We start from the raw sequence: 23,263 nt of genomic DNA, 5'->3' as shown, positions 1-23,263 counted from the left end.
ATTAAGAAAAGTTATACACCCTATAAAGTTTCCAACTCACCTCTAGTCTTTAAATTTAGAGCTTTCACTTACTATGAATGCAAAATGCATACCAACTTCAATTCCCCCTGTAAAATTAGAAATGCTTGCAAAAAAACTTAATAAGCGCAAAATTTTTTCTATCATTTTTAATCAAAAAAGCGCAAAAAGTTTTGCGCTTTTAATCGAATTTTAATAAAATTAAAAAAAGTCAGTCTTCATAGGGTATAACAAGGAGAAGATGATACATGCATACAGAAGAAATCAATTTCAAAAAATTAATTGAAATGAATATGCTATATGAAACTTTGCTAAATGAACTTGATATTGGAATTCATATTATTAATGAAGAAAGTAAAACAATAATCTACAATCGTAAAATGATGGAAATTGAATCCATGGATCCTAAAGATATATTACATAAAAATCCTTTAGAGGTATTTGTATTTGAGGAAAACCGAAGTAGTACACTCATAGAGGCACTAAAACTAGGAAAAACAAAAAGAAACATAAAACAAACTTATTTTAATAATAAAGGAAAAGAGATTACAACAATTAATGATACCTTCCCTATAATAGAAAATGGAAAAATCAAAGGTGCGATTGAAATTTCAAAAGACATTACTCAATTAAAGCAAACGATTAAAACAAGTCTTCCTCGAAAACAAAATACTAAATTTACCTTTAATCATATAATAGGTAATTCTAGGGCGGCCCAATCTATTATTACAGAAGCAAAAAAAGTAACACGTACATCGTCCTCCATACTTATCGTGGGAGAAACGGGAACTGGTAAAGAATTGTTTGCACAAAGCATTCATAATGAAAGTCACCGTTCCGCAAAGCCTTTTATTTCACAAAACTGCGCTGCTATACCAGAAACCCTAATGGAAAGCCTATTATTTGGAACGAACAAAGGGGCTTTTACAGGTGCAATAGATAAACCTGGTTTATTTGAAGAAGCGAATGGTGGGACTTTGTTATTAGACGAAATCAACTCATTAAATCCAGCTCTTCAAGCAAAATTATTGCGTGCTATCCAAGATAAAACAATACGAAGAGTTGGAGGCGCACAAGAAAAAGAAGTGGATGTCCGAATCATAGCAACCATTAATGAAGACCCTATTGAAGCCATAACACATAATCGATTAAGGAAAGACCTATATTATCGGTTAGGCGTTGTGACTTTATTTTTACCACCTTTAAGAGAGCGAAAAGAAGATATCTCCATTCTTGTTCATCACTTTATTGAAAAGTATAATATCCAATTTGACTTAAAAGTAAAGGGGATCGATTCTAGTGTGAAAGAATGTTTTTATAACTACGAATGGCCTGGTAATGTAAGGGAGTTAGAACATATGATTGAAGGCTCTATGAACTTAATAGAAGATGAAGAAATCATTACAACGTTCCATATACCTACACGCTTTTATGAACTAACTAAAAGAGAATATGACTTCCAACTACCGTTAACTATTCGGAATACAGATGATATCCCACAACCTTTAAAGCACACAATAAAAGAAATGGAAAAAGAATACATCAATCAAATTCTTAAAGAAAATAAAGGTAATATCTCACAAACCGCAAAATTTTTAGGGCTGAGTAGACAAAACTTGCAATATCGACTTAAAAAATTTAATTTAAACCGTTGAAAAATCTATACATTATTTTGATTTCTTTTTCGTTTCTATTAGTACAATCAAAAGAGGAAGAATTATCAACTCTTCCCCTTTTGATTTATAGTTATATCAACTACACAATAATCCCCACATATCTCAAGTGTATAGGAACTAGTGAATTTACACATCCAGTTGCCTAAAAATCTACCTTCTCCAAATACAATCCACTTGCATCCGCGAGACAATTAATTTGGTTTCGTTGTTTTTCTTTTAAAATTTGTGGTATTACTTCAGAGTCTAACTGCCCTAATCCCACTTCGATTAACGCCCCAACAATCTTTCTTACCATATTATGAAGAAATCCATTTCCGCTCACTCTAATTTGAATAAAACCTTCACTTTCCACAATATCAAGCATATATACTTCTCGTACCATAGACTTTTTCTTAGATTTAGCGTTTGAAAAAGCTGTAAAATCATGTGAACCAATTAAGTATTGAGCTGCCTTTTTCATACTTTCAATATTTAACTTTTTCTGAACGTGCATGCTGTATTTACGCATAAAGGGATTCGTATGTTCTTCATTCCAAATCTTATATACATACGTCTTTGCTTTCGAATTGTAACGAGCATGGAAACGTTCAGAGACTAACTCCACATCCTTAATACTAATATCATTTGATAAGTATTGATTTAAATACTTTTTAATTTTCGGTTCTGCTAATTTTTCATCGACCTTGAAATTCGCTATTTGATTCAAAGCGTGTACACCGGCATCTGTCCTGCTACATCCGATGATTTCTATTTCATGTCCGACCATTTCTGATAATACACTTTCGATTTTCCCTTGAATCGTATTATCATTATTTCCAAGACGTTGCCAGCCTTTATAGCGGCCGCCGTCATATTGAATTGTTAATTTATAGTTGTTCATTGTTTTCTGCTATTAAAAACATAGACATTTGCCTATTCATGTTTTTATTAACAGACTCACCACCTTTCTTTTTCCGTTACATAAAACAAAAATTGTAAGCATTCTATGATATTTTTCGTAATCTTCTTCCCATAGTAACACAAGAGAGCCCATTTAGTGTCTACTTCTGCCAATAGACTATACATGTTAAACCAATCATTTACAATCCAGTTCACGTACGCCATCCATGTTCCTGCAGGAAATTCTGCAACTCTTCTTCAGGCTGTATATTTTTCTTCCACTCTTCGCACTCCTTTAGAAACTTCTCTATCTACTGGTTATTAACACGTTCATTCTATTGACACAAATCCAAATTTAACTGACTCAACACTGTAAAATTTGGTAAAAAAATAGTGAAAATTTAAGAATAATAAGGTAAACTAATCAATGGTTTTAGATACAAAAACATTAGTTTAAAGTCCGTTGTCGTTGATACCGGGGCTATATTAGGTATGTGGAGGAAATATTTATGAATAACAACACAATAAATGAAGCAGTTGAAGAAGTTGATAGAAAACGAGCACACTCAAGCAAACGTTTTAAAAATTGGAAGCTTATCACAGCGGGTGGCGGCGTTATAATTGCACTTCTAATTGGGGGAATGAGTTATTATCAGGCAACTCGTTTCAATTCACAGGTTACGATTAATGATACAAAGGTCGGCGGTCTGACTGCTGATCAGGCAATGCAGAAATTAAAAACATCTGGATTAGAAAATAAAGTCTATGTCGGCCAACAACAAATTTTAGATGAAGAAGATACACAAACTGAACTTACGGAAAAAGATTTGCCTCAAGTTAAAAAACTATTAAAAAGCCAGTGGACGTTTTTCCCTTCCTCAAAGGAAAAAAATTATTCATTGCTACCAGAAAAGGCGGATCAGTACCGAAGTGAAACAATGAAAAAACTTGTAGAAGAAAAGCTCATCTCTATGAATAAAGGTTTAAAAGCGCCTCAAGATGCTATGGCGAAGCTCGAACAGGGAAAAGTTGTTATCTCAAAAAGCATTGATGGAAAACAGTATGATGTTGCTAATCTATTAAAGGATTACGACAAGCAGAAGTATAAAAGTGAAATCCATCTGAAGCCTGTATACATACAGCCTATTAAAGAAAACAATCCGATTATAAAAAAAGAAGAGAAAGCACTACAGAATCTTCTCCAACAAACCATTGATTATAAGGTACAGAATGAAGTTTACTCTTTAAAAGCTAAAGATCTAATTAAAAACGCCTCTATGTCAAAAGATATGAAGGCTACAATCGACTCGAGCGACATTAAGAACAAGATTACTGAAATTAACAATTCTCAATCGACATTAAATAAAGACTTCACATTTAAAACCCATTCTGGTTCAGTTATATCAGTAAAAGGACAAGGCTATGGCTGGGCAATAAATGTTGAAAAAGAAACAAAACGAATCCAAGAAGCCTTCGAAAAAGGGGAAAAATCGCTTTCTGCTTCTAACATTTACGGAAATGGTTGGAATAACGAAGGCATCGGTTATGAAACAACAGCGAATAATGGCATTGGAGACACGTATGCGGAAGTGTCGATTGCGGAACAACAAATTTGGATTTACAAAGATGGAAAATTGGCAGTTTCAACGAATGTAGTAACAGGTAAACATAGCACGAGTGAAGATACATCACCAGGTGTGTGGTATATCCTCTATAAACGATCACCGTACACACTCAAAGGCAGCGCAGTAGGTAAACCTGATTATTCCGTTAAGGTAGATTACTGGGCTCCGTTCACAAATAGCGGACAAGGGTTCCATGATGCCGGCTGGCGGACAAACTGGGCCAATAATGCCTATTTAACTGGAGGTTCAGGCGGATGTGTTAACCTTCATCCTAGTGTTGCGAAAACTGTGTATGATAATCTCAGCACTTATGAACCGGTTATCGTGTACTAGCATATCAAGTATTTTCTTTATAAAAACAAAGAAGCAGGAAATCCCAAGTGATTTTCTGCTTCTTTGTTTTTATTATTTATTTAACTTTAGTACTAACTCTAACTTTTTTTAACCTCCTCTATAAATTCCCACGTCTCTCCTTGATCTTTTGACTGATAAAGTGCACTACTATCGCCATTGTAGTCTCCATCTGCCCCTTGTCCAACTAACATATTAAAGACTCCATCTTTCTCATAAGGCATACCAGGAGAATCAAAAGGACTTATGGTAGACTGTGTATGATCCAATTTCACTTCATGCGGGGGATAATTTACCTGTTTGAAAGATAAGCCCCCATCATCTGTACGATATAACTCTCCCTCATTACCAGAAGGTCTAATTGCTCCTAAAAACCCAAGTTTATCATTTAGAAAGGTTACTCCTGATACACTACCAATCCCTCTATTAAATGGGTCCGTATTGATAACCTCCCATGTTTTACCTCCATCACTAGTCTTGCTTAGTGAATAAAAAGCACTCCCTAATGCTTTTTCTGTCATATTTAGTTTATAACCAACTTCTTTTGATAGGAAAAACTGCTCCTTTTCATTCGTTGAATCTTGTCTCTTCTCTTTAAACTTATCTTTATTTGGAGGAGTCTTTGATTTACTCCAACTTGCGTCACATATTAAATTATATCTAGCAGGTACTAGCTCTTTCTCTTTTCCAGGAACAAATATAGATACAGTATATCCAATGATTTCAGAAGCTGCTTCTTTAAGATTTTGCTCCTTACCATCCTCAGTAATATTAATAATTCCCTCTGTATTGTATCCCCAATTCCTTTTCCCATAATAGATCAACCCATACTTACTTTCATTCCACTTACTAACCGTTCGCTTAACTGGAATAGCCTTAACCGTTTTAATTAGAGGTTCTACTAGTTTATCCTCATCATAATCGGGATTTGCATACCCATCTCGTATTACAGTAATATCTTCTGATTTCTTCTTATTATAAGATATTAAATAAGTTTCCTCTTTCCCATCAGCATTTTTCCCATAAACAAATGTATCAAACGCTGTGATTGTTCCATCTGAACGAAATGTAAGATCAAAATCAGTTGCCATATATAATTTCTTTGGCAAAGTATATTTTTTATTTATATCTTCAAAAATACCTTCTACTCCATATTCATATATGTTATTATGTTTAAATTTAACTGATCTTTCATGTTTTAACTTTTCTATAAACCATGCCAGTTTGCCATCATAATTTATTGCACTTTTATAAATCTTCACACCATAAAATGATGTGATTACAACAATAATGATAATAGAAATGTATTTCCATGCAGTTGAATTAATTAATTTTTTAGATTCATATTCTCTATCTTTTATCACTCTCATTGTAGTAAATGTAGTTATAGCTACAAAAAACACTACACATAATAATAAAATATAAATATTATAATTCATTCTTCCATACTTACAGTACAAAGCTAACTCATAGCAAAAAATCCAGTATCCGATTATTAATATTGGGTTTGTTAATAATAATATAAGTATCCTTTTTGCATTTTGCCTAAATATAAAAATCACTCCTAATTAAATTAATTATATTCATCTTTATTGAGTATACTTCGTTTCACCCAATATTTGTATAATTATCCCACTATTTAATTACATGCGAATTAAAAGTGATCGGAATTGATATAGCAATAAAAAAGCACTCCATCATACAAAGATTAGTGCTAATTTCTTAATTCCAATTTTTATTTAAAATTATTTTGATAAACCTAAAATAAACAATTCATTTTTAAAATCAAATCACTATCGGTTTACTTATGACGCGGTTTAGGGTAATTCATCATAAAAATTAGGCCTTATCGATTTTTCGATAAGGCCTATCACTGTCACATCTTTACTTTACTTTTCTAACAAGCTTCACTACATTCTCCACATGCGCTGTATGCGGGAACATATCAACCGGTTGTACATATTCCACTTCATAACTCTTCATTAATGCTTTCACATCACGCGCTAATGATGAAGGGTTGCAAGAAACATAAACAACTTGCTTTGGTTGTACTTTTAAAATTGTTTCGAGTAGCTTATCGTCACAACCTGTACGAGGCGGATCAACAACGATTTCATCTGGACGCCAGCCTTCTTTCACCCATTTTGGCAGCCATTCTTCTGCTTTACCAGCTTCGTACTTCGTATTTGTAAATCCGTGGCGCTTCGCATTTTTTCTTGCATCTGCAATCGCTTCTGGAATGACATCCATACCGCGAACTTCATCGGCATCATTTGCAAGCCATAGTCCAATAGTACCAACACCGCAATAGGCATCAACGATTTTTTCTGTACCTGTTAACGCAGCTGCTTTTTTTGCTTCATTGTAAAGAACAACCGTCTGTTCTGGGTTCAGCTGGAAGAATGCACGTGCTGATAATTCAAATGATAAATCACCAAGTGTCTCTTGAATAACTTCTTTCCCAGCTAAGCGGAATGTTTTATCACCAAAGATAACTGATGTTTTACGCCAGTTCACGTTTTGCATAATCGATTTAACAGTTGGCATCTGTTTTTGTACTTCTGCGATAAATTGCTCTTTATTTGGTAACTCTTCTTTTGTTGTAATGAGTGTAACCTGTACTTCTCCTGTTTGGACCGCAGTACGTGTCACAATTGTACGTACTAAACCTTTTTGTTTTTTCTCATTGTAAATAGAAACATTTAGTTTTTCTAATATACGTTTTACAACCTTTGTCGCTTCATTTGTTGCCTTATGTTGAATCATACAATGGGAAATATCAATTAATTGATGTGAATTTTGTTTATATAATCCTGTAATAACTTTTTCGTCTTTACGCCCTACTTGTAATTGGCTTTTATTACGATAATGCCATGGATTTCCCATACCAAGTGTTGGACGAATATCAACTTCCATGCTTCCGTTCATATACTTTTCAAACGCTTGTACAACAATATCACGTTTTTGATTTAACTGTTCTTGATAATCTAAATGCTGCAGTTGACAGCCGCCGCATTCATCATATACCGGGCATGGTGGCTTTACGCGATGCTGCGATGCTTTACGAATTTTTTTCACTTTTGCTTCAGCGAAGCCACGCTTAATTTTCGTTGCTTCCGCAACAACTTCCTCTCCTGGTAATGCCCCTGGAATGAAAACAACTTGTCTCTTAAAATAACCAACGCCTTCTCCGTTAATCCCAAGACGCTTAATTGTCACAGGAAACGTTTGACCAACTTCCAACTTACTCTCATGTTGCTTTTGCATTATTGTTACACCTCTACTCTATACTTTTCCATAAATATAACGCTGCATAACTGCAGTATGGATCACATTCTTGTTTTACTTTTTCTAACAGCGCATCATCCGGTTTATTCTCTAGTTGAAATAACCCTTGAAGTGCACGCTGAATCCCGATATCTGCTTTCGGAAACATATTTTTCCGACCAAGTCCAAATAATAAAAAGTTTTGTACTGTCCATGCACCAATACCTCGCACTGGTAACAATTGTGCTGAAACTTCTTCATCTGTTTGTTTTTCTAGTTCCACTAAATCCAGCTTTCCTTCCACGATACGTTTTGCTAGTCCTATCATATATTCGGCCTTTCTTTGACTAAACTTCTGATTTCTGAGCTCTTCTATTGAAATATTCACCACTCTTTCTGGTGTTGGAAAAAAGAAAACGCTATTCTTCTCTGTTCCATACTGTTTTACAAATTGTTCTGTAAGTGCAGTAGCAAATTTCAAATGTACTTGTTGATGAATAATACAACGAAGAAGACACGCAAAATAATCGAACTCTAAAATAAGTGGTGTATAGGCATATGTTTCAAAAAGTGGACGTAATGATGTGTTTCTAAAATGAGTTTGTATATCTTGAAAAGATTCATTCCATTGAAAAATCGAATAGACGCGTTTCATAACTTTCTCTTGTTCACCAGTCTGGCTTGAAACCCAAAATTGTGGATTTTGAAGCGTACCAATCCCTTGTACCCGAACAACAATCTGTTCTTCATCTATGGAAAGTGGAACATAAACAATCTTTTCTTCTAACTGAACAACATTTAGCGGATCAAAAGATAAACGCCTTAATACTTCTTGAAAATGATACGGATACTTTAACGTAACATGTTCGCTCCACATACGTTTCCCCATCCTTTTTACACATCATTATAGCATGAGAAAGCCGTAAGCATACATGCTTACGGCTGATTGCTTTTTACTAAATCATCTAGGCTTTTAAAATGATACCCTTTCTCGCGCAAATCATCAATGATTTTTGCAAGCGCCTCTGCATTATCTTTTGATATCGCATGAAGTAATAAAATAGATCCTGGATGAATCATAGTCATGACATTATTATGAGCGTATTGCCATCCTCTTTGCTGATCTACTTTCCAATCAAGAAATGCAAGGGACCAAAATACGTTATAATATCCCATTTCTTTCGCAAGTGCTAACGTTCTTTCACTAAACACCCCTCGCGGAGGACGTACATATTTTACTTCTTTTTGTCCAGTTACTTTTTTAATTTCTTCCGTTACACTCGTCAATTCTTCACGAAGTTTTGCATCATTTACCGCTGTAAAATCTGGATGACTCCAAGAATGATTTCCAATAATATGCCCTTCATTTTTCATCCTTAATAATAAATCTTTTTGCGTTTTTATATAATGCCCTGTCACAAAAAAGGTCGCTGGTACTTTCTTCTCTTTCAGTACATCTAAGATTTTCCCTGTATACCCATTTTCATATCCATTATCAAATGTTAAATAAATATCTTTCTTCTTCGTATCGCCTAAGTAAAAACCACCATTTTTTTGTAGTAATTCTGTATATAATTTCCCTGCATCTGGCGCCGTTTCATTTTTAGGTCGCGGAATTCCCCAGTTATGTGGTGTATTTGTATAAGCAAATGCTGAAACCGGAACAAGTGCCATCATAAGTGAAAAAATGAGACCTATATATAACCATTTATATTTCATAAATAGTCTCCTTTCCATATATAATCGTACCTGTAGTTTCTGTGCTCAATACTTGTTTCATGCTGAACATGTTTTTCCATATATACCAACAAAAAATGCATCTCAAATTATTTGAGATGCATTTTTCCTATTATTTAAATACCGGTTCTTTAAAGCTTGCTAATTTTTCAAGTGATGTTTTATCTACATCTGCATGTAGACTGTTTCCATGAGAATCCATTGTTACAACAGCTTTAAAACCATCAATACGTAAATGCCACATCGCTTCTGGAATACCAAATTGTAAGAAGTCAACATCTTTCACTTCTTTAATACATTCTGCATAATACTGCGCAGCACCACCGATTGCATTTAAATATACGCCGCCATGTTCAGCTAGTGCTGCTAATGTTTTCGCTCCCATACCGCCTTTACCGATGACAGCCCGAATACCAAATTTCTTCATAATGTCCCCTTGATATGGTTCTTCACGAATACTTGTTGTGGGGCCTGCCGCTTTAATTTCCCAATTTTCATTTTCATCCTTCACTACAACTGGTCCGCAATGATAAATGATTTGTCCATTTAAGTCTACTGGACAATCGTTATCCATTAAATGCTTGTGGATTGCATCACGACCTGTGTACATCATGCCATTAATTGTTACAACATCACCAACGCGAAGTTCACGAATTTGCTCTTCTGTAATTGGCGCCTGCAGTACAATTTCGCGTTGTTCACTTTTGTCTTGTTCCTCTTCTTGCTGAAGCGTATTTTCACCTTCTTGATATAACCAATCAATAATCTCACCCGTTTCAGGATGAATTGTTATACCAAGACGACGATATGCCCAGCAATTATATGCAACAGATACATAGAAACTCGCCGGCAGACGATTGTATACACCAACTTTACAACCAAGTAAAGTTGTTTCACCGCCAAATCCCATCGTACCAATACCAAGCTTGTTCGCATTCTCTAATACGTATTCTTCAAGCTTTTGTAATTCTGGAATTGGATTCACATCATCTAATGTACGAAATAGTTGATTTTTTGCCAATTCATAACCTGACGTACGGTCTCCCCCGATACCAACGCCGATTACTCCTGCACTACACCCTTGTCCTTGTGCTTGATATACCGCATGAAGAAGACATTTACGAATCCCTTCTAAATCACGGCCAGCTCGTCCAAGTCCTTCCAATTCACAAGGTAAGCTGTACTGAATATTTTTATTCTCACAGCCACCTCCTTTTAAAATTAAACGAGCATCAATATAATCTTTCTCCCACTGCTCAAACTTAATGACAGGCGTACCTGGTCCTAAGTTGTTACCACTATTGTCCCCGAAAAGAGAATCAACAGAGTTTGGACGAAGTTTTCCGTCCTTTGTCGCCCGCTCAAGCGCACTGTAAATTGCTTCTTTCATTTGTAATTGATTTACGCCAACTGGTGTATAGATTTTGAAAGTTGGCATTCCTGTATCTTGGCAAATTGGCGAGATGTTTTCATCTGCCATTTTAATGTTATTTGTAATCGTGCCAAGTGCCATTGCAGAACGAGTCCCTGCATTTTCTCGTTCCTTTGCTTGTTGAATAGCACGACGAACATCTTTCGGTAAATTCGTCGATGTTTCAACAATCAGTTGATACATACTTTCTTGAAGCTTTTCCATTGTTACTTCCCCCTCAATTGTGAACGCTACCAAAACGCTTTAAAATCTTTCATCAATTGATTATACTCTTTTTTTCTTATTCCTTCTATTTCAATAGCGTCTGAACGGGATTATATTTTTTTATATCTTTTTAAATATGCTTGTACATCATCGTATGCGCCGCTCTCATTTGCATATTTAATATAATTTTTAATCGTACGAAACCACTCCAACGTAGACGGCTTCGTTTCTGCTATAGCATCGGTTATGTCCTTCATTGTAACCGCTCGCTCCACACCTGTTGTCATAATTTCTCCTAAAACATTTTCTACGGCCAGCTCTACTACATTTTCAATGTCAGCACCCGAATACAGTTCTGTTTCTTTAGCTAACATATCGTAATCTATTGTTGAAATCGGTTTTCCTGCCAACTTAATTTGAAAAATACTGCTCCGTGCTTCTAAATCAGGTGGGGAAACGAAAATCATTTTATCAAAGCGCCCCGGTCTTTTAAATGCAGGATCAATGTCCCAAGGCATATTAGTCGCACCAATTAACAATAGTTTGTCTGTATTCGTATCAATACCTTCAATCTCTGTTAACAATTGATCTATAACTGTTCTTAGTGTCGGATTTCCCGACGCTTTGCTCCGATTAAATCCAAGCGCATCCATTTCATCTAAAAATAAAATACATGGCTTTTTGGAACGAGCATATCGAAAAATTTCCCGTACATTTTGTTCACTCACTCCAACATACGGATCAAGAATATCGGTAATGCTCATCGTTGCAAAATGTGCTCTGCACTCCCCTGCAGTTGCCTTGGCAATATATGTTTTTCCGCAGCCAGGAGGACCGTATAATAAAATGCCGCCGCCAACTTTTTTCTTAAAACGCTCAAATAATCCTGGTGAAGTAAACGGTTTGATAATTTTCATTTGAATCGCTTTTTTCACATCATGCAAACCGCCGACATCCTCAAATGTAATCTGCTCTTGTTCCCGTTTTTGCTTGCTTCTTCCGCCTTGAAGCACGTTCATCGAAACCACATTTTCTTCCATATTTTCATTTGCATAGACTGCATGTAGCTGTTTTTCCTTTTCTGGATCTTGCTCTATTACGTGACCCTCATTGTTTTCACACTGGCTTTCCTCTTCTGTTACATATATTGTTTCTTTCGGACTTGTAAGCACTTGTGATAAAGCTTCCAGTTCAGCCGCAACTTTATTCTTCCATTCTTGATCACCATACTGAAGAGCTTTCGATAAAGCTTGCAGCGCATTTGCTATATCTCCCTGTTCTTTGTACTCGACTCCAATTAAATACCAAATTGATCCATTTTCTTCATCTTGTGCTAGCACTTGCTTTAATACATCTATTTTATTCACCGTATTCTCTCCCTTCATGATTTTTTTATTTTTTTATACAATTTGTACATCGGTGTAGATAGCCAGCTCCATATACAAATGATGAGATAAAATAAAATAGCAAAACTAGCCATATTTCCCCAGTCTAATGCAGAGAATAAACCTAATGTTCCAAAAGATATTGCCCAAAAGATAAGCGGACCACCCACTTTATTCACAAGAACATTCGGAAAGAAAATCGGATGAATCAGTTCTTCTGCTTCTTCTAAGATTTCAAGTAATTCTTTATTATTAGGTGCCAACAAAAACGCTTGTCGGTAATATTTGTATGCTTCCCTATACCTCTTCCTTGTTGCTGCATGGATTCCTAACTGTACTAAAAAGTGAACTTCGTTAGTTGATCCATAATAATTATCTTTTAAGGATTCCTCTATTTCTTGTTTCGTTCCTGTTGCAAGTAATAAAACAAATTGATAATGAAGAACGGTAGGATGATTGGGGTTAATTTCTACTGCCTTTTGCATGAGTTGCTTAGCTTTTTCAATATAACCTGTTTTTAATAAAATAAATGCATATTTCGCCATTGCTTGCGCATGGGAAGGATCTGAATACAGAACGCTCAAAAAGCTTTGCTCCGCTTTTTCAAGTTCATTCGTATATGTATATATATGTCCAAGTGTATAATACACTTCTTCTGGCTCAAAACCATGCTGCAACGCTGATATGCAAAGCTCTTTTGCTTCATCATATTGTTCTGAATCTGCATAGCAGCATCCTAAACTGTACAATGCTTCAGCATGCTGTGGATTATAAGAAAGCAGTGTTTCTAATTTCTGCTGTGCTGTTTCAATATGACCAATCCCGTAATAATGCAGTGCCTCTTGTAACAACATCGTTTCACTCTGTGAAGTTGACATACAGCATCTCCCCTCCTACCAACAATGCCGTTTGGGCCATGATCCCAACTATTCCAATGATTAAACCTATCCACCGTAATGACTCCGTACTTTCATTTACTAAATTATGAATTCGAAACCGTTCCCGCAGCGCATATATATACACACCTGTTACAACTGCAGCAGCTATTCGAGAAGCAATCTTTAGCACATATATATCACCAATTAGAGCGGCACAGATGAACATTGCTAATAAAGTCATTATTCCTATCATAAGAAGTATGTATATTTTCTTTTTGGGCTCTTTTAACCAAATCGCATTGCAAGTTCCTAAAATCATAATCGGAATAATCCCAAAAATAAGTCCGATTATGAAAAAATTATAAATATTGTACGTTTTTGTTTCTCTTGCTTTTTTTCCTTGTAATACAGGCTTCACCAAATGATATTCCATATAATTCCTCCTCCCTACCTTCATATTATAAACTATATTTTCTGTCTATTCACACTGTAAAGTAGCAAACTGAAACAGGCTTTCTTGAAGATTATCCCAAAAGATTGTTTGTAGCGCTCTGTTAGGATAGTTTGGCCATATAAAAAGCGGCTACCAAGACAGGATTGGCAGCCGCTTTAAAAATATATTATTGATCTTTTTTAAATTGCTCACATTTTAGTTCTAACTCATCTAGCATTGAAAGAAGACGATCTACATCTTCTAATTCCACTTCTTCCGGTTCAATTGTATCAATCACTTCGATGAACATATTTAAACGTTCTTTTAAATATACTAGTTGTGAATCTTTATCTTGAATTGCTTTTCCCACGAAGGCACTCTCCTTTTTATTCGAGTTACTTTTATTATACCGCAAAAATGAGCATCACGAACATGAATTTTTAGCAAATTTATCATACCTTTTATCTTGAAGCAATTACTACTCCCTACCACATTTTATAGATAGAGAAATCTTTGTTACAAAAAGTTTCACTTTATAAATAGCCTATATTCTTCTATTATAGAGAATGGACAAATTGTTATTTCAATAGTCAAAGGAGTATTTCATATGAGTATATCACAAACAATGAAGCCGATTACTCCTTCTTACGATCCATGGGAAGCGTATATGGACCTTGAAGAGTACGGCAAATTACTATTAACAAACGTTGAGTTTACAACGACAACGTTATGCAATATGCGCTGCGAGCATTGTGCTGTTGGTTATACATTACAGCCGAAAGATCCAAATCCGCTTCCGATGGAACTTTTATTAAAACGATTAGATGAGATTCCTCATTTACGTTCTTTAAGTATTACTGGCGGAGAACCAATGCTCTCAAAAAAATCCGTCGACAACTATGTAACACCACTCTTAAAATATGCTCATGAACGAGGCATTCGCACTCAAATTAATTCAAACCTAACTATAGATTTAGCCCGCTATGAACAAATTGTTCCGTATCTAGACGTGCTACATATTTCACATAACTGGGGAACAATTGATGATTTCGTTGAGGGTGGCTTTGCAATGATGGAGCGCAAACCTACTTATGAACAGCGCGCAAAACTATTTGAACGGATGATTACAAATAGTAAAGCTTTATCAGAAGCTGGTGTTCTCGTATCAGCAGAAACCATGCTAAACAAACGTACATTGCCACATATTGAACACATTCATCGCCAAATTGTAGAAGAAATGGGTTGTAAGCGTCATGAGGTACATCCGATGTACCCAAGTGATTTTGCTAGCAACCTTGAAATTTTAACAAAAGATGAAATTCGCAGTGCAATTGAGCACTTATTAGAGATTCGTAATGAAAATGTGTGGATGTTATTTGGTACGTTACCATTTTACGCATGCAGTAATGATGAACGTGATTTAGTTACATTAAAAAAACTACACGAAAGTAAAAACGTAACTGTACGTAATGATCCAGATGGACGTTCTCGCCTAAATGTAAATATTTTTGATGGTAACATTATCGTAACAGACTTTGGTGATATTCCACTGCTTGGCAACATTCAAACAAATACATTGCAAGAAGCATATGACAAATGGTGCAACTCGAAAACAGCGAAATCATTAAGCTGTCACTGTCCTGCTGTAAAATGCCTTGGACCAAATATTCTTGTAAAAAACAGTTATTATCCAACTGAGGACTTCTTAACAAAAGAATCGAATATCACACTGTAACAAAAAACGTCAGCATATTTAGCTGACGTTTTTTATGTTATCGCGGATAAGGTGATGAAATAAATTTAAAGGATACATAATCTTGTACAGGAATAGATGCTCCAATTCCTTGGGAAGTAATATTTTTAATTACAAGCCTCTTTTGATTCCCTTTTAAAACAAGATATACTTCTCCAAATGTAACTTTTCCTTTTTCATTTACCGCTGGTGTATATGCATATAAATACCCAAGTTGTTTCGGGCTGATATTATATATACGTTCATTCCCAGTACCATAACCAATTGTTGTTTTAAAAGACAGGGGTAGCTGTACTTTCTCCATCGCCTTTAAAAGAATCATCTTTTTCACATCATCTGCATCTTTAATATAAGCTGTTAAACCACCTTCTATCGTTTTTTGTGATTCTTGTTTGTACCGAAGCGGATACAACCTCTCCACACCGCGGTTATCATACACATTACGATTTACTTGCTTATATTCCCAATTTATCGTTGTATCTGTTGATTCATAATTCAACGGCCATTGACCTAAATAAATTTTCGCCCTATATCCGACTGCAAGAGGCGCATTTGAAATCGAAGTTTCGTTAAACATCCGAATTAAATCTGGGTTTTCTATTCGAGTCGTTGACGTTTTCAGTAGTTCTTTCGCAAATTCACTTGGCTGCAAACGCGGTAAATCTTGCGTTGCATTCGGATACGTATTGTCTTTTGAAATGTTCAAAACAGATGACGGCATCTTTACGTTGATTGTTGTCTTTGCAAAACTACTATAAGGAAATAATAAAATAAACGAGACCATAGTTGAAAAACATATGCTGCACACTCGTTTCATCTGCTTTACCCCTTCCTAATTTAAAAGTATATAAACCATTTAAATAGCAATTAACTATCCCTATTGTTTTCCCTCCATGACATTGTTATCCCATTTTTTATAACAAGTAAAAGCCAATTCCCATAATGAAATAGGCAGCTAATAATGTTCCTCCCTCAAACCAGTTCGTATCTCCGTCATTTGAAATTGCAATTGTTAAAAATACCGCCGTAATCATCGACACAAGTTCCGGCATTGTAAATACAAGGGGCATCTTCACTGTAAAAAACATCGAAAGTATGATGAGAACAGGGGCAACAAACATAGCAACCTGCAATGTTGAACCGACTGCAATTTCAACTGCAATATTCACTTTATTTTTATAAGCCATAATAATTGCAGAGGCATGCTCCGCGGCATTACCAACGATCGCAACAATGATAACCCCGATAAATAGTTCCGACCATCCAAATGATTTCGCTACCGTTTCAAATGTATGAACAAGCGCCTCGGATACGTAAGCAACAGCCGCTGTTGCAATCGCTAAAATAAGTAGCGCTTTTCTCTTTGACCATTCAGGTTCCTCCTCATGTTCTACTTCATCACTTTTATGCTGATATACACCGCGATGTGTAACCAGTTTGAAAAATAGTGCTGCTAAATACATGACAATCATGATGATTGAAACCCCAATGCTTAATTGATATGTCTTCTCTATACCCATCTTCATTGAAAAAACTTCTGGAATAACAAATGCTACAACAACTGCAAATATTAGAAGAGCAGAGTTATGTCTTGCATCGTACACATTGAAACTTTGTCTTTTATACTTAAGCCCTCCTACAAAAAAGGAAAGACCTCCAACTAATAATAAGTTTCCAAGAACAGAACCAGTTAATGAAGCAAGTACAACTTCAGTTAACCCTGCTTGCAATGCAAAAATTGAAATAATAAGTTCAACCGCATTCCCGAAGGTTGCATTTAATAACCCACCAATTCTTGGCCCAGAAACAATAGCTAAACTTTCTGTCGCTCTTCCCATAAAAGCAGCGAGAGCAATAATTGTAATGCAATATACAGCAAACATGATTGTTTGTGGCCAATGTAGCGTATTTCCAAGAATCGAAAGCGGCACTCCAACCAGTGCAAGTATTAAGAAAATTTTATTAAACATATTTTCCATCCTTCCATCGTATGCATTTCTCTCTACTACTATTATTATTCTTCTCCTAACTTGTCCCATTTCATCACAAATACGTTTAAAAAGTGGGATTGAAGAAAAAAGTATAAAAGATCGTAAAAAATTTTAAGGGCAAGTTTTTACAAGGTGAAATTACGGATAACTGAAAGGAGCATCAAAAATGCATTTAAAAGAAAAAATTGCAACTATTATTCAAGGACAAAGAACAGGTGTATTAGCTACCGTTCGTGAGAATAAGCCACATAGCTGTTTTATGATGTTTTTTCATGAAGATTTTGTATTATACGCACCAACAGATCGTAATTCAAAAAAGGTAGCAGATATTGAACAAAATTCAAACGTGCACGTACTACTTGGAAGAGAAGGAAAGAAATGGGATGAAGATTATATTGAAGTAGAGGGCATCGCTTCAATTGAAGAAGATCAAACATTAAAAAATAAATTTTGGAGCAACAACTTAAAACGCTGGTTACTCGGTCCCGAAGATCCTAACTATATACTTATAAAAATCAATCCCAATACAATTTACTACATTGATAGTGCTGGTACGACTCAGCCAGAGTTTTTACGACTGTAATCCAAAAACAAGCCCCTTCAAAAGGGCTTGTTTTGTCGAAAAGTTCTCATCAAAAAAAACACAAAAAAGGTGGAACATTCTAAAGATTCTGTTATATAATAGTATCAACTTAAATAAACTGTATTAAAACAGAATGGGAGGAGAAATAACAATGATGAAAAGAGAAGAACGGAAGAATATGATCGAGTTTATTGAAAAGAAAAAAGGAATGGAGCGTGAAGAACTTTTATTTATGACAGATGATGAAGTTGAACATATTTATAATGTAACGTACTTTTTATATGAAGAAATTGCAGAATAATAGATGCAGCACTTGTGTTCATTTTCGGGAAAGTTGGATTGGAAGGGATCGATACCAATGTAGCGGCAACTACCCGTTCCATCATCACGGCACTATTCATGATAGGTGTAATTATGATACAAAGAAAGTTTCAAAATATTAGTGACGTTCTATTAAATAAAAAAGCACCAGCTATTTTATTCTCTCTCCTTAAAAACAGGAAATGTTTCACAAGTTGCTCCTGTAGATAAATTAAGTGTTATATGTATTAAATCAGATGTTTTCTTCATTGCTTTCAGCTAAAAAACCGCTAAATAGCGGTTTTTTTTCTTCTTATGTAGACCCATACAATAAGTATGACTACTACTGAGATAATTAAAATCAACATTCCATAATGATGCAGGCTATATTCAACAAAACGCCACTTCTCTCCAAGTTTCCATCCAAGCCCAATAAAAACGCTAATCCAAATGAAAGCACCACCGTATGCGTATAAGCAAAATCTCCATAACGTTAAATTAGACATACCAGCAAAATACGCAGTTAAATGACGAACTCCTGGTATAAAGTATCCGATCATTAATAAAAAGGGGCCATATTTTTCAAATAAAACATGCGTTTTATCAATTTGCTGTTCTTTAATTCCTATCTTTGGACCATACTTTCTTAATACAGGTAGTCCAAGTTTTAACCCAAGTATGTAACTTAAAGTAATTCCAAGTACCGAACCAGCCATTCCACTTAGAAAAGCAGCTGTCCCTGACATAGTTCCTTTCGAAATATTATAACCAACAAACGTCAGCAAAAACTCATCTGGTATCGGTAGACCAACTATTCCGCCTGCAAGAGCTATAATAATTCCTAAATATCCATAATGTGCGATTAACTCACCAATATGCTGTTCCATTCGGATGACACATCCTATGCACGATCGTTATTCCATATTGTGCCCTCTCTATCCTTTAAGCAAACATGGTATACATATTCACTATACATCGTTTTTATAATGAACTCTACTCCTATTCATCTGATCTGTAATGAAACTTTTCACTGCTTTTAATCTTCACTTTTCAGAACCTTGAGATGTGGATACATATTGTCTATACAAAGTGGAATAACGTAAAACTTCCATAAATATTTTTTCTTCATCCTCCACTTATATAAAACCCTCGCCTCTCTTCCTTGCTTCTCACCGAATCTTGAAGTTGGAGTCTTACTGCCCGTAAATAGTGGGATAAATCCATACTTTGCCTCATAATTATAAGAAAATCCGCCTTCACAAGCAGGTTTTTTGTTACAATAAAGAAAAGTTACATTTAGCATCGGTTTGACTCTCAAGAAAAATGATATAGGTAGGAAAAAATATAATTTAAAACAATAATATGCATCTTCTATCCATGTAGAGTACTATGCACCCTTTTACATAATAATCATTTTTCTAAATCATACAGGGGGAAAAAACATGACCATAGAAAAACAATTGATTCAAAAGGTATATTACGAAACATTCTTAACTGAACAGGGTTCTGTTCAAGCTCCTCAAACGCTTGGGGAAGCATATGTAAATGAAGCTGAAAATGAATTTTCCAATATCGCTAATATTCGTTTCGCACAAGGAGAAGTTTACTATCATCATAAAGATTTTGAAACAGCTATCTTCAAGTGGGAGAAAGTAAACAATGACCTCTCTCTATGGGCAAAAAAAAATATAGCAGATGCTTATTTTGAATTAGGATTGCTTTCAATCGCAGAAGAAATCTATACATCAATTCAAACGGACGATATAACACTGACAATGGAAGTGTCATTACAACTTCTTTCTCTGTACATTGAACAAAATCGTTTAGGACTTGCTTTTAAGGTCATTAGTGAAGCAGTTGCATTCCAACCAGACTATCCAAATATTACTGCCATTGCCCGCTCCTTTTATGAAAAACAGCAGGATTGGAACAACGCTATTGATCTTGCTATTCACGAAGGAATTCGAACAAAATCATTACATTGGTTTGAAATTTTAACAAGTTATGTGAACCAAGGATTCACAAAACAAATGAAACCAAAATATTTTTATGAGGCACTAAAAGTTTTATATACAATCGATTCAGACCAATTTAAGCAACTTATCTCATCATTTTGGAAAATCTATCAAGATGAGTCAACCAACTTAGTATGGATTCAAACAATCAATCACCTATTTTTACATATCGAGGTAGATTCTTACGACTCATGGGATGAAATCGTTACTCTTTATCAAGAAACATACTGTGAATTAATTACAGGAAAATACTTGATGCATGAACTACAGGAACTTATTCCAGACTTGTTAACGAATTGGTTTAGCTTAACAAAAGCAGAACATTCTCTATTTGTTTCCGCTGCGACATTAGCATGGAATGAGATTTCACCTAAGAGCCTTGATACATTACTTGTAAAAAGCGCTGAAACGCTACTTTCTAGCTCAACAATATATAACACAGTTGAACTAGAAAAGACTGCAAATCTTTTTGAAACTATTGTTGTATGGGCAGAAAAGAATGATGTAGACTTAGGTCATTCTTACACATGGCTTGTTCGAGAACTTTCCGATATAAACGTACAACAAATTCTCGTTACGGGTACGAATGATGATAGTAAATCAGCCTTTATCAATTCTATATTAGGGGAAAGGATACTAAAAAATACTTCTAGAGCTGCTATCGCTTTTAAGGATAATGCACAGACAGAAATTACGGAACTCACAGATTTAACAATAAGAAATACTTCTAATTTAGATGAATTTTATGAGATGATAGCTGTCCCTCCAAAATCAGAATCTGAACAGAAATGTATTGAATTTAAACTACCAAGTAGATTTTTACGGAAAAACAAATTCTCATTTATCGTTACACCAGGTTTTGATGGAAATGACAATAAAGAAACTACAAATCTTGAATACTTACATGTATCCGATAATCTATTATATATTCTTAATGTCTCCTCACCTTTACTTGATGAAGAAATCAATACACTATTGTACATACGTGAACAAATACCGACTTTACAAGTTCATTTTGTTTTAAATACAATCGATACAATTCTTACTGATGAAACAGCAAATAAAACGCTAACTGAAACTGAGTCTAAAATACGTGTACATTTCCCAAATGCAAGAGTATTCCCTTACTCATCTTTAGATGAGAACAACGGGCAACTAAGTGATTTAACAGAATCTATTACTTCAAGCTTTACGAATAGAGATATAAAAACAGAGCGCATAGAAAAACTATTATGGTTTATTCAAAAGACCATTACATATCTCTTAAATGAACGCGTACAATTAGAAAATACATTAGTAAAGTCAATCCGTTGGAACAAACACATTTTAGTGAAACTAAAGGGCTTTATTAATAACCTGACTGCTATTGAAAAAGATAAGACTCGTTCTATCACAGACTCATATCGTTTAACAAAAGATGAAATTATACATGATCTTCATAATCAAATTCCTGAATTATTGCAGAGCTGTTCTGATTTAATTCAGGAAGATAGTGACTTTAAACAAGTTCATGAAGAACTAAATGCAGCAATGAATGAAAGAATCCAAAAGCATTTACAACAAATGATATTACCTAAGTTTACGCATTCTATTCAGGAATGGATTGAAAAAGCACATAATGAATTTATTCAAAGTCAATCTTATTTAGATGAAATGAGTGAAACATTTAATAACTTATACGAAGAAGAGCGAATGAAACTGCCGTGTGATTTTCAATTACTTGATGATTGGCGCCGAGATGTTGCAAGAATGACAAACCGAATCAACGTTGGTGACGTAAATATTTTACTACGCTTTACACCAACACAATTTCTATTAAAAAGTGCTGGGAAATTATTCGGTAACATGCAGAAGAATCAATCTATGCTCTATAACAAATATAAAAATTATATTGAGACCGAAGACTATACAGAGGTAACAACAACTATTTCTGAACAGTTCTTCCTTCAATTTGAATTATTCGAAAGTGCATTAGAACGTGATATTATGATGTTCTTTAAAGAACCTCTTAGTATCTTAAAACAAACTGTAGAAGCAGCACATTTAGAGATAGAGCAGGACGAAAGTACATTAACAAAACTAAGAACAAACCCAGAAACGTATCACGATCCTTTAACACTATTTAAATTACAGTTATTACAATACAAATTCATGTTAAATAAAAATAGTAACAATGACTCAACTTCCTCATCAAGATTAATAATTGACGAAACACCAATAGTTTAAACAAAATGCATGCCATTAAGACGAGTTACAAGCAAAAAACCAAGCAACTTAATCATTGCTTGGTTTTTTCCCTCTCTTCTCTTTCACACACATATCCCAAATAACATCATCAACCTTCGCATCAATTCTCACACGCTTAATGAAGTTCTTTCTCTCTGCTTCATTATGAATTAACTTATGAACATATCGGCGCTTACTTAATAACTTCCTACATGCTTCATTATAATTTAAAACTTCCTGGCAGCTCTTATTCTCATGTAAAACTTTAAACCATGTATACTGTTTCAGCTTTTCTATATGCCGCTGTATCCTTTTCTTTTTCCGTTCTTCTCGCTCAGCTAATCTTTCTAACGCTCCCTCTACTACTTCATCTAACATAAAGTCCCCAGCTACTTTTACAATACTGACTGTTCCTCTAACAATTCCTTTCCCTGCATCAGCACATAGTTCACCTAATGCAATTGCTCCGCGACTAACTCCTACTAGAATATGTCCGATAATATCCTCCAT

The 23,263-nt window shown here is 34.9% G+C and carries 21 protein-coding genes and 1 pseudogene; 7 read left to right on the top strand and 15 right to left on the bottom strand.

Annotated features, from left to right (window positions below; genetic code table 11):
* Nucleotides 1–266: 266 nt before the first annotated feature.
* Nucleotides 267–1,673, top strand: a complete 1,407-nt coding sequence (locus tag BLV40_RS21125; RefSeq protein WP_090693616.1) for a sigma-54 interaction domain-containing protein — start codon at nucleotides 267–269, stop codon at nucleotides 1,671–1,673.
* A 163-nt stretch (nucleotides 1,674–1,836) separates the two neighbouring features.
* On the opposite strand, the gene truA is transcribed toward BLV40_RS21125, so the two are convergent.
* Both truA and BLV40_RS28950 read right to left on the bottom strand, forming a co-directional pair.
* The gene (truA, locus tag BLV40_RS21120; RefSeq protein WP_090693613.1) at nucleotides 1,837–2,574 is read right to left on the bottom strand and encodes a tRNA pseudouridine(38-40) synthase TruA; all 738 of its coding nucleotides are present in this window, start codon (nucleotides 2,572–2,574) and stop codon (nucleotides 1,837–1,839) included.
* Nucleotides 2,575–2,630: 56 nt separating this feature from the next.
* The gene (locus BLV40_RS28950) at nucleotides 2,631–2,798 is read right to left on the bottom strand and encodes a hypothetical protein (RefSeq protein ID WP_211482133.1); all 168 of its coding nucleotides are present in this window, start codon (nucleotides 2,796–2,798) and stop codon (nucleotides 2,631–2,633) included.
* A 284-nt stretch (nucleotides 2,799–3,082) separates the two neighbouring features.
* On the opposite strand from BLV40_RS28950, the gene BLV40_RS21115 reads away from it, so the two are divergent.
* The gene (locus tag BLV40_RS21115; RefSeq protein WP_090693609.1) at nucleotides 3,083–4,531 is read left to right on the top strand and encodes a L,D-transpeptidase family protein; all 1,449 of its coding nucleotides are present in this window, start codon (nucleotides 3,083–3,085) and stop codon (nucleotides 4,529–4,531) included.
* A gap of 98 nt (nucleotides 4,532–4,629) precedes the next feature.
* Here BLV40_RS21115 and BLV40_RS21110 read toward each other — a convergent pair whose 3' ends face one another.
* From BLV40_RS21110 to BLV40_RS21070, 9 genes are all read right to left on the bottom strand, one after another.
* Nucleotides 4,630–6,111 carry a WD40/YVTN/BNR-like repeat-containing protein gene (locus BLV40_RS21110; protein ID WP_035415158.1) on the bottom strand — a complete coding sequence of 494 codons (1,482 nt, stop codon included), beginning with the start codon at nucleotides 6,109–6,111 and terminating at the stop codon, nucleotides 4,630–4,632.
* Nucleotides 6,112–6,433: 322 nt separating this feature from the next.
* The gene (rlmD, locus tag BLV40_RS21105; RefSeq protein ID WP_090693605.1) at nucleotides 6,434–7,819 is read right to left on the bottom strand and encodes a 23S rRNA (uracil(1939)-C(5))-methyltransferase RlmD; all 1,386 of its coding nucleotides are present in this window, start codon (nucleotides 7,817–7,819) and stop codon (nucleotides 6,434–6,436) included.
* Between the two features lie 10 nt (nucleotides 7,820–7,829).
* Complete coding sequence (locus BLV40_RS21100; RefSeq protein ID WP_026592497.1) at nucleotides 7,830–8,693, bottom strand: DNA-3-methyladenine glycosylase family protein; 864 nt, start codon at nucleotides 8,691–8,693, stop codon at nucleotides 7,830–7,832.
* 59 nt (nucleotides 8,694–8,752) lie between these two features.
* Entirely contained in the window at nucleotides 8,753–9,535 is a 783-nt protein-coding gene (gene pdaA, locus BLV40_RS21095) for a delta-lactam-biosynthetic de-N-acetylase (protein WP_090693602.1), read from the bottom strand.
* A gap of 130 nt (nucleotides 9,536–9,665) precedes the next feature.
* Nucleotides 9,666–11,189 (bottom strand): class I fumarate hydratase, encoded by a 1,524-nt coding sequence (gene fumA / locus BLV40_RS21090; RefSeq protein ID WP_035415155.1) that lies wholly within the window; start codon nucleotides 11,187–11,189, stop codon nucleotides 9,666–9,668.
* Nucleotides 11,190–11,299: 110 nt separating this feature from the next.
* A complete protein-coding gene (locus tag BLV40_RS21085) occupies nucleotides 11,300–12,556 on the bottom strand; it encodes an ATP-binding protein (protein WP_090693600.1) in 1,257 nt (418 codons plus the stop codon).
* 14 nt (nucleotides 12,557–12,570) lie between these two features.
* Entirely contained in the window at nucleotides 12,571–13,452 is an 882-nt protein-coding gene (locus tag BLV40_RS21080; protein ID WP_026592493.1) for a tetratricopeptide repeat protein, read from the bottom strand.
* Entirely contained in the window at nucleotides 13,433–13,885 is a 453-nt protein-coding gene (locus BLV40_RS21075) for a hypothetical protein (protein WP_090693596.1), read from the bottom strand. Before BLV40_RS21075 ends, BLV40_RS21080 begins: the two co-directional genes overlap by 20 nt.
* 187 nt (nucleotides 13,886–14,072) lie before the next feature.
* A complete protein-coding gene (locus tag BLV40_RS21070; protein ID WP_026592491.1) occupies nucleotides 14,073–14,255 on the bottom strand; it encodes an SE1561 family protein in 183 nt (60 codons plus the stop codon).
* A 237-nt stretch (nucleotides 14,256–14,492) separates the two neighbouring features.
* Here BLV40_RS21070 and yfkAB point away from each other — a divergent pair, with 237 nt between their 5' ends.
* Nucleotides 14,493–15,620, top strand: coding sequence for a radical SAM/CxCxxxxC motif protein YfkAB (yfkAB, locus tag BLV40_RS21065; protein ID WP_090693593.1), 1,128 nt, complete (start codon nucleotides 14,493–14,495; stop codon nucleotides 15,618–15,620).
* Between the two features lie 37 nt (nucleotides 15,621–15,657).
* Here the strand turns inward: yfkAB and BLV40_RS21060 are convergent, their stop codons facing one another.
* Complete coding sequence (locus tag BLV40_RS21060) at nucleotides 15,658–16,455, bottom strand: YfkD famly protein (RefSeq protein WP_026592489.1); 798 nt, start codon at nucleotides 16,453–16,455, stop codon at nucleotides 15,658–15,660.
* Nucleotides 16,456–16,552: 97 nt separating this feature from the next.
* A complete protein-coding gene (gene cax / locus BLV40_RS21055; RefSeq protein ID WP_026592488.1) occupies nucleotides 16,553–17,608 on the bottom strand; it encodes a calcium/proton exchanger in 1,056 nt (351 codons plus the stop codon).
* Nucleotides 17,609–17,795: 187 nt separating this feature from the next.
* Here cax and BLV40_RS21045 point away from each other — a divergent pair, with 187 nt between their 5' ends.
* The 3 genes and pseudogenes from BLV40_RS21045 to BLV40_RS21035 all read left to right on the top strand — a co-directional run bounded on the left by BLV40_RS21045 (nucleotide 17,796) and on the right by BLV40_RS21035 (nucleotide 18,795).
* Nucleotides 17,796–18,212, top strand: coding sequence for a pyridoxamine 5'-phosphate oxidase family protein (locus tag BLV40_RS21045; RefSeq protein ID WP_026592487.1), 417 nt, complete (start codon nucleotides 17,796–17,798; stop codon nucleotides 18,210–18,212).
* Nucleotides 18,213–18,366: 154 nt separating this feature from the next.
* Nucleotides 18,367–18,513 (top strand): BH0509 family protein, encoded by a 147-nt coding sequence (locus tag BLV40_RS21040; RefSeq protein WP_026592486.1) that lies wholly within the window; start codon nucleotides 18,367–18,369, stop codon nucleotides 18,511–18,513.
* Nucleotides 18,510–18,795: pseudogene (locus BLV40_RS21035) on the top strand (hypothetical protein). The gene BLV40_RS21040 and the pseudogene BLV40_RS21035 overlap by 4 nt, the downstream one beginning before the upstream one ends.
* A 7-nt stretch (nucleotides 18,796–18,802) precedes the next feature.
* Here the strand turns inward: BLV40_RS21035 and BLV40_RS21030 are convergent.
* Entirely contained in the window at nucleotides 18,803–19,399 is a 597-nt protein-coding gene (locus BLV40_RS21030) for a DedA family protein (protein WP_090693582.1), read from the bottom strand.
* A 555-nt stretch (nucleotides 19,400–19,954) separates the two neighbouring features.
* Here BLV40_RS21030 and BLV40_RS21020 point away from each other — a divergent pair.
* A complete protein-coding gene (locus BLV40_RS21020) occupies nucleotides 19,955–22,753 on the top strand; it encodes a P-loop NTPase family protein (RefSeq protein WP_090693576.1) in 2,799 nt (932 codons plus the stop codon).
* 48 nt (nucleotides 22,754–22,801) lie between these two features.
* Here the strand turns inward: BLV40_RS21020 and BLV40_RS21015 are convergent, their stop codons facing one another.
* Nucleotides 22,802–23,263, bottom strand: a complete 462-nt coding sequence (locus BLV40_RS21015) for a hypothetical protein (protein ID WP_051588586.1) — start codon at nucleotides 23,261–23,263, stop codon at nucleotides 22,802–22,804.

It is taken from the genome of Bacillus sp. 166amftsu (assembly GCF_900107445.1).
Lineage (GTDB): Bacteria > Bacillota > Bacilli > Bacillales > Bacillaceae_G > Bacillus_A > Bacillus_A arachidis.
This window is presented reverse-complemented; position numbering and strand designations above follow the sequence as displayed.

What these genes read in the sequence shown, in the direction of transcription:
- BLV40_RS21075 (WP_090693596.1), bottom strand. Translation starts at nt 13,885, where the DNA reads ATGGAATATCATTTGGTGAAGCCTGTATTACAAGGAAAAAAAGCAAGA.
- pdaA (WP_090693602.1), bottom strand. Translation starts at nt 9,535, where the DNA reads ATGAAATATAAATGGTTATATATAGGTCTCATTTTTTCACTTATGATG.
- BLV40_RS21015 (WP_051588586.1), bottom strand. Translation starts at nt 23,263, where the DNA reads ATGGAGGATATTATCGGACATATTCTAGTAGGAGTTAGTCGCGGAGCA.
- BLV40_RS21060 (WP_026592489.1), bottom strand. Translation starts at nt 16,455, where the DNA reads ATGAAACGAGTGTGCAGCATATGTTTTTCAACTATGGTCTCGTTTATT.
- BLV40_RS21125 (WP_090693616.1), top strand. Translation starts at nt 267, where the DNA reads ATGCATACAGAAGAAATCAATTTCAAAAAATTAATTGAAATGAATATG.
- BLV40_RS21020 (WP_090693576.1), top strand. Translation starts at nt 19,955, where the DNA reads ATGACCATAGAAAAACAATTGATTCAAAAGGTATATTACGAAACATTC.
- BLV40_RS21100 (WP_026592497.1), bottom strand. Translation starts at nt 8,693, where the DNA reads ATGTGGAGCGAACATGTTACGTTAAAGTATCCGTATCATTTTCAAGAA.
- fumA (WP_035415155.1), bottom strand. Translation starts at nt 11,189, where the DNA reads ATGGAAAAGCTTCAAGAAAGTATGTATCAACTGATTGTTGAAACATCG.
- cax (WP_026592488.1), bottom strand. Translation starts at nt 17,608, where the DNA reads ATGTTTAATAAAATTTTCTTAATACTTGCACTGGTTGGAGTGCCGCTT.
- BLV40_RS21080 (WP_026592493.1), bottom strand. Translation starts at nt 13,452, where the DNA reads ATGTCAACTTCACAGAGTGAAACGATGTTGTTACAAGAGGCACTGCAT.
- BLV40_RS21040 (WP_026592486.1), top strand. Translation starts at nt 18,367, where the DNA reads ATGAAAAGAGAAGAACGGAAGAATATGATCGAGTTTATTGAAAAGAAA.
- BLV40_RS21115 (WP_090693609.1), top strand. Translation starts at nt 3,083, where the DNA reads ATGAATAACAACACAATAAATGAAGCAGTTGAAGAAGTTGATAGAAAA.
- yfkAB (WP_090693593.1), top strand. Translation starts at nt 14,493, where the DNA reads ATGAGTATATCACAAACAATGAAGCCGATTACTCCTTCTTACGATCCA.
- BLV40_RS21030 (WP_090693582.1), bottom strand. Translation starts at nt 19,399, where the DNA reads ATGGAACAGCATATTGGTGAGTTAATCGCACATTATGGATATTTAGGA.
- BLV40_RS21045 (WP_026592487.1), top strand. Translation starts at nt 17,796, where the DNA reads ATGCATTTAAAAGAAAAAATTGCAACTATTATTCAAGGACAAAGAACA.
- BLV40_RS28950 (WP_211482133.1), bottom strand. Translation starts at nt 2,798, where the DNA reads ATGGCGTACGTGAACTGGATTGTAAATGATTGGTTTAACATGTATAGT.
- truA (WP_090693613.1), bottom strand. Translation starts at nt 2,574, where the DNA reads ATGAACAACTATAAATTAACAATTCAATATGACGGCGGCCGCTATAAA.